The following is an 8,025-nucleotide window of genomic DNA, read 5'->3' on the forward strand; positions in this document are numbered from 1 at the left end:
GCGCTCGCCATCGGCGCGGCGGCCAGCGCCTTCGCGCAGGACCTCGTGACGCTGGCGCTGGCGAGGCTGGTCGAGAGCCTGGGTTATCTCGCGATCGTCGTCGCGGCGCCCGTGCTGATCGCCCGCGCGGCCGAGGGCCGACGGCAGGCGGCCGCGATGGCGCTGTGGAGCACCTTCGTGCCGGTGGGCATGGCCGTGGGCGCCTGGGCCTACGCATGGACGGCGGGCGCGGTCGGCTGGCGCCTCGCGCAGGCGTTGAGCGTGGCGGGCGGCTTGCTGCTGTGGGTGAGCCTGCGCGCGATGGCAGCGGGCGACGCCGCAACAAGAAGAGCCGCATCGACGACATCGCCGACCGCGCCGGTAGCGCCCGCGGCACCAGCGCCGCCGCCATCGCCTGGCGCGACCGGGGCTTTGCTATGGGCCCTGGTGGCGGCCTTCGGCGCCTACGCGGTCGCCGAGGTCGGCCTGCTCGCGCTGCTGCCCAGCCTGCTCACCCAGGGCGGCATGCCGCTGGCCACGGCCGGCGGCTGGACCGCCGCCGCCGCGCTCGCCAACGTGCCGGCCAGCGCGATCGGCGCGTGGCTGCTGAAGCGCCGCGGCGCGCTGTCGCCGGCCATCGCGGTGGCCATGGCGGTCTCGCTGGGACTGTCGGGCCTGCTGTTCCTGGCCGCCCTGCGCGACGGCGGCCAGGCGTCCACCCAGGCGCTGCTCGCGATCGCCGTCAACGCGGCCTCGGGCGTGTTCCCGAGCCTGGTCTTCGCGCTGCTGCCGCTGGCCGCGCGCGCGCCGGAGCGCCTCGCGCTGGCCAGTGGACGGCTGACGCAGTTCGGCGCCTCGGGCGCGCTGCTGGGTCCGCCGCTGATGGGCGCGGTGGTCGAGCACTGGGGCTGGAGCACCGCCGGCGGGCTCGCGCTGGCGCTGTCGGCGCTGGCGATCCCGCTGGCGCTCTTCGCCTGGCGGCGGCTCGCTCAGTCGTCCGAGGAGAAGCCGGACGCCTGCACGATCGGCCCCCACTGCCCGCGCTCGGCCGCCAGCCGCCGCGCGTAGTCCGCCGGCGCCATCGCCAGCGGCTCGAACCCCAGCTTGGCCAGGCCGTCCACGACCTGCTTCTCGCGCAGCGCGACCCGGATCAGGTCGAAGACCTTGTCAACGACGGCGGCCGGCGTCCTCGACGGCAGGAAGATCCCGTAGCTTTCCAAGCCGACGATAGCCTTGAAGCCCTGTTCGGCGAAGGTCGGCACCTCGGGAGTGAAGCGCGAGCGCTCATGGTCGGTCACGCCCAGGATGCGCAGCCGGCCGCTGGCCAGGTGGGGCAGGAAGTCGCCGAGGATGAAGCAGCCCGAGGCGATCTGGCCGCCCATCAGGTCCTGCAGCCCGGGCGCCGCGCCCCGGTACGGCACGTGGGCCAGCGTGATGCCGGCGGCGCGCTTGAACTGGTCGCCGAGGAAGTGCGGCATCGCGCCCGCGGCGGGCGAGGCGTAGGACGACTGCTCCGGATGCGCCTTGGCCCAGGCGACGAAGTCGCCGAGCGTCTTCACCGAGGCGGGGACCATCGGCCCGACGCCGAAGCCGCAGGTCGCGTTGCAGATCGGCGAGACCGCGATCGCGTCGCTCTCCGCCTTGTAGGCCAGCTTGCGATAGACATGCGGATAGATGGTGAACATCGAGGACGGGCTCAGCAGCATCGTGCCGCCGTCCGCCGGCGCGTCCTTGAGCGCGGCCACCGCCAGGCGTCCGCCCGCGCCGACGCGCTGTTCGACCAGCACCGCCTCGGCCAGCCGGCCGCGCCAGGCCTCGGAGAGCCGGCGCGCGATCACGTCGGTGGAGCCGCCGGCGGGGAAGCCGACCAGGATGCGCGGCATCGCCGCGGTCTGCGCGCGCAGCGGTCCGGCCAGCCCGGCCAACGCGGCGCCGAGCAGCAGGCCGGCATCGCGGCGGGTGAGCAGTCGTTCAGGGTCGTTCATCGCTTGTCTCCGTCGTCGTTGTTGTTGGCCGCCGCCATCGCGGCCAGCCGCTCGAGGTCCAGCTTCAACAGCGCGGCGCGATCGCCCAGGCCGCGCACCAGGCGCTCGTCGTGCGCGCGCACGCGGCGCTCGAGCTCCGCCAGCTTGCGCTTGCCGGCCGCCGTCAGGAACAGCCCCCAGCTGCGTGCGTCTTCGGCATCGTCCTGGCGCTCCACCCAGCCGCGGGCGGTCAGCCAGTCGGTCAGGCGCAGCGCGCCGCTGCGGTGCAGGCCCATCGCCTGCGCCAGCAGACCCTGCCGCATGCCCGGGTTCCGGCCCACGAGCACCAGCGCCGCGAAGCGCGGCGGACTCACGTCCAGGCCGGCGGTGGCGCGGTAGAAGTCCACGTACAACGCGATCTGGGCCCGGCGCAGCGCGTAGCCGAGCAGATCGTCGAGCACCCCGTAGTCCAGCCCGGGAACGGGCAGCAGCGGCCCGCCAGGCGGCTCGGCGACGGTCTTGGGCGAGCGGGTACGACTCATGGCAATGAGCTTAGATACTGTTGCATAGCGCAACTATCTCGCTTACCCTGACCCGATCGATTCCCCCGGAGCCCGGAGACGCCCATGGCCCTCGACATCCTGATCGCCGGCGGCGGCATCGGCGGACTGGCCGCCGCGCTGGCGCTGCAACGCGACGGCCACCGCGTGACGGTCTGCGAAGCCGCTGCCGAACTCAAGCCGCTGGGCGTCGGCATCAACCTGCTGCCCCATGCGGTGGCGGTGCTGGACGAGCTGGGGCTGATGCCAGTGCTGGCGTCGATGGCGGTGCCGACCTCGGCGCTGGTCTTCGCCAACCGTCACGGGCAGACGATCTACGAGGATGTGCGCGGCCTGGCCGGCGGCTACAGCCATCCGCAGTTCAGCGTGCACCGCGGCGAGTTGCAGCAGCTGCTGTGGCGCGAGGCGGCGACGCGGCTCGGCGCGGAACGGCTGGTGAGCGGCTGGCGCATCACCGGCGCGCAGCTCGATGGCGACGAGGTCATCGCCCATGGGGTGGACGCCACGGGCGCCCGGGTGGCGCGACGCGCGAGCGTGCTGATCGCGGCGGACGGCATCCACTCGGCGATCCGGCGGCAGTTCCATCCCGATGAAGGAGCACCGCGCTGGAACGGGATGATGATGTGGCGCGGCACCTCGCTGGCACGACCGTTCCTGGACGGCCGGACGATGGTGCAGGCGGGGCATCGGCGCGCGAAGTTCGTCGTTTATCCGATCGCACCACCGCGGCCGGACGGGCTGCAGTTGATCAACTGGATCTGCGACCGCCGGCTGCGCGAGGACGGCCTGGGCGGCGGACTGACGGCGCCGGGGCGCGAGGACTGGAACAAGCCGGGCTCGATCGATGACCTGATGCCGACCTTCGGCGGCTGGCGCTTCCCCTGGCTGGACGTGCCCGGCGTGATCCGGGGCGCGACGCAGCTGCTGGAGTGGCCGATGGTCGACCGCGATCCGCTGCCGCGCTGGCGGCATGGGCGCATCACGCTGCTGGGCGACGCGGCGCACCCGATGTACCCGATCGGCTCGAACGGCGCGACGCAGGCGATCCTCGATGCCGCCGCGATCGCCAGGGCGCTGCGCGAGGAGCGACGCGTGGAGACGGCGCTCGCCAACTACGAGGCCGACCGCCGGCCGATGTGCGCGCGCATCGTCGAACTCAATCGGCAGGAGGGGCTGGACTACATCCTCGACATGGTCGAGGAACGCGCGCCGGACGGGTTCGCGCGACTCGAGGACGTGATCGATCCCGCGGAAATCGATGCCTTCGTCAAGCGCTACAAGGCGGTGGCGGGGCATCGGCAGGCGGCGATGGGGGAGGCCGCGCTGCCTTCGCCCCGCTAGCACGCGGAACCGGCCCCTTCGTTCCAGTCACCCAAGCGCCCTCCATCGGGGACGAGGGCCGGATTTCATGCTGATCGAGGTGGCAGACGCCAAACAGCGGCTTCCGAAGAATCGCCAGCTTTCCTCACGCAGTTGCAGGAGTGGCGAATGTCCTACCTCCATGTCGAGCAGCCGATGACCTCGGACGAGTTCCTTCAATGGCAAGCGCTACAGGAAGAGGCCCATGAACTCATCGATGGCCACCCTCGTCCGCTGCCGCCGCGCGATTCCGCCTTCTTCCGCCTGCTGGTCAATCTGACTTCGGTGATCCAGGCGGCGTCGGGCGAGGAGTCACCCTGGGCCGCCTGCCTGGGCGCTGAACCCGTGATCGCCACCCATCTCGATGTGGTCCGGCCGGACGTGTTCTTCGCTCGATCCGACGAGTGTCTCTCTCCGGCGTTCGCCTGTACCTTTCCCTCCGCGACACCCGGCATCGCCGACGCCATGCGTCTGGGCGCCTTACGGCGCATCAACACCATGCAGGAGCTGTTGATCGTCGACCGTGGCACCCGAGGGGTCAGCGTGGAGCGGCGAAACGCGTCAGGCGGATGGACCGCGACCCACCACGAGGCGGGCGGCGAGGTGCGCCTCGATTTCCAAGGGATCGCCTTTCCCGTGGCCGCCGTGTTCGCCGGCCTTGACCAGCCAAATATCAGGCTCACCCTCGAGGAGTTCTGCGCATGGGAAGACCTTCAGCGACGCAGGCACGAGTTCTTCCACGGCCAGATCCTGGCGATGACCGGCGCTCGCCTCGACCACGGCACGGCGTGCATGAATCTCGCCGCGAGCCTGCATCAGCATCTGCGAGGCAGCCCTTGCCGCGTCTTCTCGGAAAACGCGGCGGTGCTGAATCCCATCGGCACCTACTTCTATCCTGACGTCGTCGTCACCTGCGAGCGGATCAGCGGGCATCAGCGGTGGATGCTGGCGCCCATCCTTGTCATCGAGGTGCTGTCGGTCTCGACGCAACGCTTCGATCGGACCGAGAAGGCGCAGGCCTACTTCCGGATTCCTTCCCTGCGGGAGTACGTGCTGGTCGACCATGTCCGCCGCCGCATCGATCTTCACCGCCGGGAATCCGATGGCCGGTGGTCGCGCCATCCGTCCATCGGCGATGCGCCGCTTCACTTGGAATCCCTGGACCTCACCATTCCCGCCGAGGTCATCTACGAACGTATCGCGGCGAGCAATCAAGCCGCCGCGTAGCCCGTCCTCAACCACCTCGCCCAATCTTCACGCCCGTTGCGGGCCGCGATCCGCGCAGCGGCTTCGTGGTCATACGGCACGCTGATCGACGTCACCCGCCATCCCTGCGTCATCTTCTCCGCAATGGCATAGCGCGCATCCGGCGAGCCCATCTCCGCGACGTGCGGCTCGGGGTGATCGTCATCCCACGCCTGCAAGCCCACGCTGCCCGGATTCACCAGCCATTGCCCGCGTGCACTGCGCAGCACCCGGGGAATGTGCGTATGGCCGCAACAGACCAGCTCGGATCGCTCCTCGCCGAGGCGCTCGGCGACATCTTTCGCCGACGCCAGCACCAGGCGTTCGCCGACCTGTGAGTCGAGGAAATACTCGATGTCCCGGCGCGGCGTGCCGTGGCACAGGAACACCTCGCCGGACGGCTTCGCGCGACTCGAGGACGTGATCGATCCCGCGGAAGTCGACGCCTTCGTCAAGCGCTACAAGGCGGTGGCGGGGCATCGGCAGGCGACGATGGGGGAGGCCGCGCCGCCGACACAGGCGCCGACCAACCCCGGATCGTTTTCCTGATCGCAGTCACTCCGACGCCTTCGATCTGGCACCAGCCCTCGATTTACCGCCGATTGATGCGAGAGACAGCAGGCACCAGGATTCGAAGAATCATTGCTCCTCAACAACCCTGTAGGAGCGGTGAATGGCCTACGCACTTCCCGACCGCCTGATGCCGTCCAAGCCGATCCCTCCCTGCGTGCCGCCGGCTCATCCCGGCGAAGCCCAGGAGACTCCCTCCCTTCCATCATGGGCCGCTGTCGAAGACCGCCTGGCCGAACTGGCGGCGATGCCCGCTGATTGGAACGACGACGGCGCGCCGCCGATCTCGGCGATCGCCCTGCAGGTCACCCGGCAGCTCCTGCTCGCGCGGCCAATGCTCATCGGGCTCGGCGACCTGTTCCCGTCGCCCGACGGCGGCGTGCTGATGGAATACATCCGGGGCACCTGGGACCTCACCGTGGAAGTCGGCGTCGACGGAACACTGGAGATCTTCGGCTTCGAGATCGGCGGCACCGGCAAGCTGTATCCCAAGCCCTACCCGGTCATGGACGCCGACTTCCTTCGCGCACTCGACGCCGCAGGAGGCCCGGCATGGCGATGAGCTTGAGCAACGCGGAGGAACTGCTGTTCCGCCAGATCCACCCCAGTGGCCTGAACGCCGGATGCCCCTGCAGTTCGTGCTTCATGCCCTCGAAGTCGGACAACGGGCAGTTGTCGGTCGACCGGTCGTCCATCACGACCGCCGAAGGCGCGCATGAGCGCTACACACACGGTGGCCGGCGGTCGGCTGCGGTTTTCGGCCTGAGCGTCGCCGAATTCCTCGCCTGCGGCATACCGTGCTTCGGGACCCCGACACACGACCATCCGACCTTGCCGGACAACCCGGCTCATGCGCTCGCGGACTTCTCCGCGCACGGTCTCTCGAGCAGGAGGATGGTGGCAAAGGAATTGAAGCGTCTGGCCATCACGCGTGGGCGCTTGTTCGGCGTCTCATGAGCAAAGAAGCCTCTACGGTTCCCCCTCCAGTCGGGGAACGGCAACGGCGTCATCGTCGGTGGCCAAGACCTTCACGCCCCTATCGCGGCGTGGGGCGTGGGCATCGCCGCGATCAAGCCGCGTAGCCCGTCCTCAACCACCTCGCCCAATCCTCACGCCCATTGCGGGCCGCGATCCGCGCAGCGGCTTCGTGGTCATACGGCAGGCTGATCGACGTCACCCGCCATCCCTGCGTCGTCTTCTCCGCGATGGCATAGCGCGCGTCCGGCGAGCCCATCTCCGCGACGTGCGGCTCGGGGTGATCGTCATCCCAGGCCTGCAAGCCCACACTGCCCGGATTCACCAGCCATTGCCCGCGCGCACTGCGCAGCACCCGGGGAATGTGCGTGTGGCCGCAACAGACCAGCTCGGATCGCTCCTCGCCGAGCGCTCGGCGACATCTTTCGCCGACGCCAGCACCAGGCGTTCGCCGACCTGTGAGTCGAGGAAATACTCGATGTCCCGGCGCGGCGTGCCGTGGCACAGGAACACCTCGTCGTTGAGCCGCAGCGTCGCCGGCAGCGCGCGCAGCCAGTCGAGTTCCGCCTCGCCCAGGCATTCCCGAGCGAAACGGTCCGAGGCACCACCCGGCTTCGCCGCCGTGATCGCCAGCAGCTGCCGCTCATGGTTGCCGGCAATCGTTGGCCAGTCCTGGGACATCAGGTAGCGCGCCGTCTCCAGCGGCAGCAGCGGACCGGACAGGATGTCCCCGAGATTGACGATCGTGTCCACGCCGCGCGCGCGCAGGTCGGCCACGACGGCCTCCAGTGCCGGCAGGTTGCCGTGGATGTCGGACAGCAGGGCGATGCGCATTGGACTCTCCGGTGCTCTCGTTCATCCGCCAGCGACCGGCGAGCGACCGGGCGCCGGGCGCCGCACGCGGCGGCCAACGCAAACGCGAGCTGCAGACAGCGAGCGCCCCGAGTATCCGAGCGCCCAAGCACCCGATCGGCGCCGGGCCCGCAGGGACGCGTCATCTGTGACGGCGATCAGCCTCTGAACTGCCGGGCGTGATGCGCCAGATGATCGTCGATCACCGACGCGATGAAGTAGTACCCGTGGTCATACCCGTCGTGCCGGCGCAGCGTCAGCGGCTGCCCGATCGCCGCACACGCGGATTCGAGCGCCTCCGGGAACAACTGCTCGACCAGGAACCGGTCCGCCAGCCCCTGGTCGACCAGCAGGCCGCCCGGGTACGGCACGCGCGCCTGCGCCTGCATCAGCGCGCTCGCATCGTGCGCGGGCCACGCGTCGCGGTCGTCGCCGAGGTAGCCGGTGAAGGCCTTCACGCCCCACGGGCAACGGCTCGGCGCCGCGATCGGCGCGATGGCCGACACCGACGCGAAGGCGCC

General features: G+C 70.1%; 12 protein-coding genes. 6 read left to right on the forward strand and 6 right to left on the reverse strand.

Going from position 1 to position 8,025, the window contains the following annotated elements; all coding sequences use genetic code 11:
- Positions 1–1,047, forward strand: a 1,047-nt coding sequence (locus tag FUT87_RS10560) for an MFS transporter (protein ID WP_147240979.1), incomplete at its 5' end; no start/stop codon positions are given.
- On the opposite strand, the gene FUT87_RS10565 is transcribed toward FUT87_RS10560, so the two are convergent.
- Both FUT87_RS10565 and FUT87_RS10570 read right to left on the reverse strand, forming a co-directional pair.
- Positions 969–1,964 carry a Bug family tripartite tricarboxylate transporter substrate binding protein gene (locus FUT87_RS10565; protein ID WP_147240980.1) on the reverse strand — a complete coding sequence of 332 codons (996 nt, stop codon included), beginning with the start codon at positions 1,962–1,964 and terminating at the stop codon, positions 969–971. The genes FUT87_RS10560 and FUT87_RS10565 overlap by 79 nt on opposite strands.
- Positions 1,961–2,485 (reverse strand): MarR family winged helix-turn-helix transcriptional regulator, encoded by a 525-nt coding sequence (locus FUT87_RS10570; protein WP_147240981.1) that lies wholly within the window; start codon positions 2,483–2,485, stop codon positions 1,961–1,963. Before FUT87_RS10570 ends, FUT87_RS10565 begins: the two co-directional genes overlap by 4 nt.
- 84 nt (positions 2,486–2,569) lie before the next feature.
- On the opposite strand from FUT87_RS10570, the gene FUT87_RS10575 reads away from it, so the two are divergent.
- Both FUT87_RS10575 and FUT87_RS10580 read left to right on the forward strand, forming a co-directional pair.
- Positions 2,570–3,844, forward strand: a complete 1,275-nt coding sequence (locus FUT87_RS10575) for a flavin-dependent oxidoreductase (RefSeq protein ID WP_147240982.1) — start codon at positions 2,570–2,572, stop codon at positions 3,842–3,844.
- 147 nt (positions 3,845–3,991) lie between these two features.
- Positions 3,992–5,089: a Uma2 family endonuclease gene (locus FUT87_RS10580; RefSeq protein WP_147240983.1), complete on the forward strand. Its 1,098-nt coding sequence runs from the start codon at positions 3,992–3,994 to the stop codon at positions 5,087–5,089.
- On the opposite strand, the gene FUT87_RS10585 is transcribed toward FUT87_RS10580, so the two are convergent.
- Positions 5,074–5,496, reverse strand: coding sequence for a metallophosphoesterase (locus FUT87_RS10585; protein WP_186830468.1), 423 nt, complete (start codon positions 5,494–5,496; stop codon positions 5,074–5,076). The two genes, FUT87_RS10580 and FUT87_RS10585, sit on opposite strands and share 16 nt — an antisense overlap.
- Before the next feature lie 31 nt (positions 5,497–5,527).
- Between FUT87_RS10585 and FUT87_RS30565 the strand changes: the two genes are divergently transcribed.
- The 3 genes from FUT87_RS30565 to FUT87_RS10595 all read left to right on the forward strand — a co-directional run bounded on the left by FUT87_RS30565 (position 5,528) and on the right by FUT87_RS10595 (position 6,634).
- Positions 5,528–5,656 carry a hypothetical protein gene (locus FUT87_RS30565; RefSeq protein ID WP_255511761.1) on the forward strand — a complete coding sequence of 43 codons (129 nt, stop codon included), beginning with the start codon at positions 5,528–5,530 and terminating at the stop codon, positions 5,654–5,656.
- Between the two features lie 151 nt (positions 5,657–5,807).
- Complete coding sequence (locus FUT87_RS10590) at positions 5,808–6,239, forward strand: hypothetical protein (RefSeq protein ID WP_147240985.1); 432 nt, start codon at positions 5,808–5,810, stop codon at positions 6,237–6,239.
- Entirely contained in the window at positions 6,230–6,634 is a 405-nt protein-coding gene (locus FUT87_RS10595; RefSeq protein WP_147240986.1) for a hypothetical protein, read from the forward strand. The genes FUT87_RS10590 and FUT87_RS10595 overlap by 10 nt, the downstream gene beginning before the upstream one ends.
- Positions 6,635–6,746: 112 nt before the next feature.
- Here FUT87_RS10595 and FUT87_RS31400 read toward each other — a convergent pair whose 3' ends face one another.
- The 3 genes from FUT87_RS31400 to FUT87_RS10605 all read right to left on the reverse strand — a co-directional run.
- Entirely contained in the window at positions 6,747–7,007 is a 261-nt protein-coding gene (locus tag FUT87_RS31400) for a hypothetical protein (protein WP_310735172.1), read from the reverse strand.
- The gene (locus FUT87_RS10600; protein ID WP_310735173.1) at positions 6,974–7,486 is read right to left on the reverse strand and encodes a metallophosphoesterase; all 513 of its coding nucleotides are present in this window, start codon (positions 7,484–7,486) and stop codon (positions 6,974–6,976) included. Before FUT87_RS10600 ends, FUT87_RS31400 begins: the two co-directional genes overlap by 34 nt.
- Before the next feature lie 176 nt (positions 7,487–7,662).
- Positions 7,663–8,025: alpha/beta hydrolase-fold protein (locus FUT87_RS10605; RefSeq protein WP_255511762.1), on the reverse strand; the 363-nt coding region annotated here is incomplete at its 5' end.

The organism is Mitsuaria sp. TWR114 (assembly GCF_007997345.1).

Coding starts and splice junctions, on each gene's coding strand:
- FUT87_RS10565 (WP_147240980.1), bottom strand. CDS start 1,964: ATGAACGACCCTGAACGACTGCTCACCCGCCGCGATGCCGGCCTGCTG.
- FUT87_RS10570 (WP_147240981.1), bottom strand. CDS start 2,485: ATGAGTCGTACCCGCTCGCCCAAGACCGTCGCCGAGCCGCCTGGCGGG.
- FUT87_RS10575 (WP_147240982.1), top strand. CDS start 2,570: ATGGCCCTCGACATCCTGATCGCCGGCGGCGGCATCGGCGGACTGGCC.
- FUT87_RS10580 (WP_147240983.1), top strand. CDS start 3,992: ATGTCCTACCTCCATGTCGAGCAGCCGATGACCTCGGACGAGTTCCTT.
- FUT87_RS10590 (WP_147240985.1), top strand. CDS start 5,808: ATGCCGTCCAAGCCGATCCCTCCCTGCGTGCCGCCGGCTCATCCCGGC.
- FUT87_RS10595 (WP_147240986.1), top strand. CDS start 6,230: ATGGCGATGAGCTTGAGCAACGCGGAGGAACTGCTGTTCCGCCAGATC.
- FUT87_RS10600 (WP_310735173.1), bottom strand. CDS start 7,486: ATGCGCATCGCCCTGCTGTCCGACATCCACGGCAACCTGCCGGCACTG.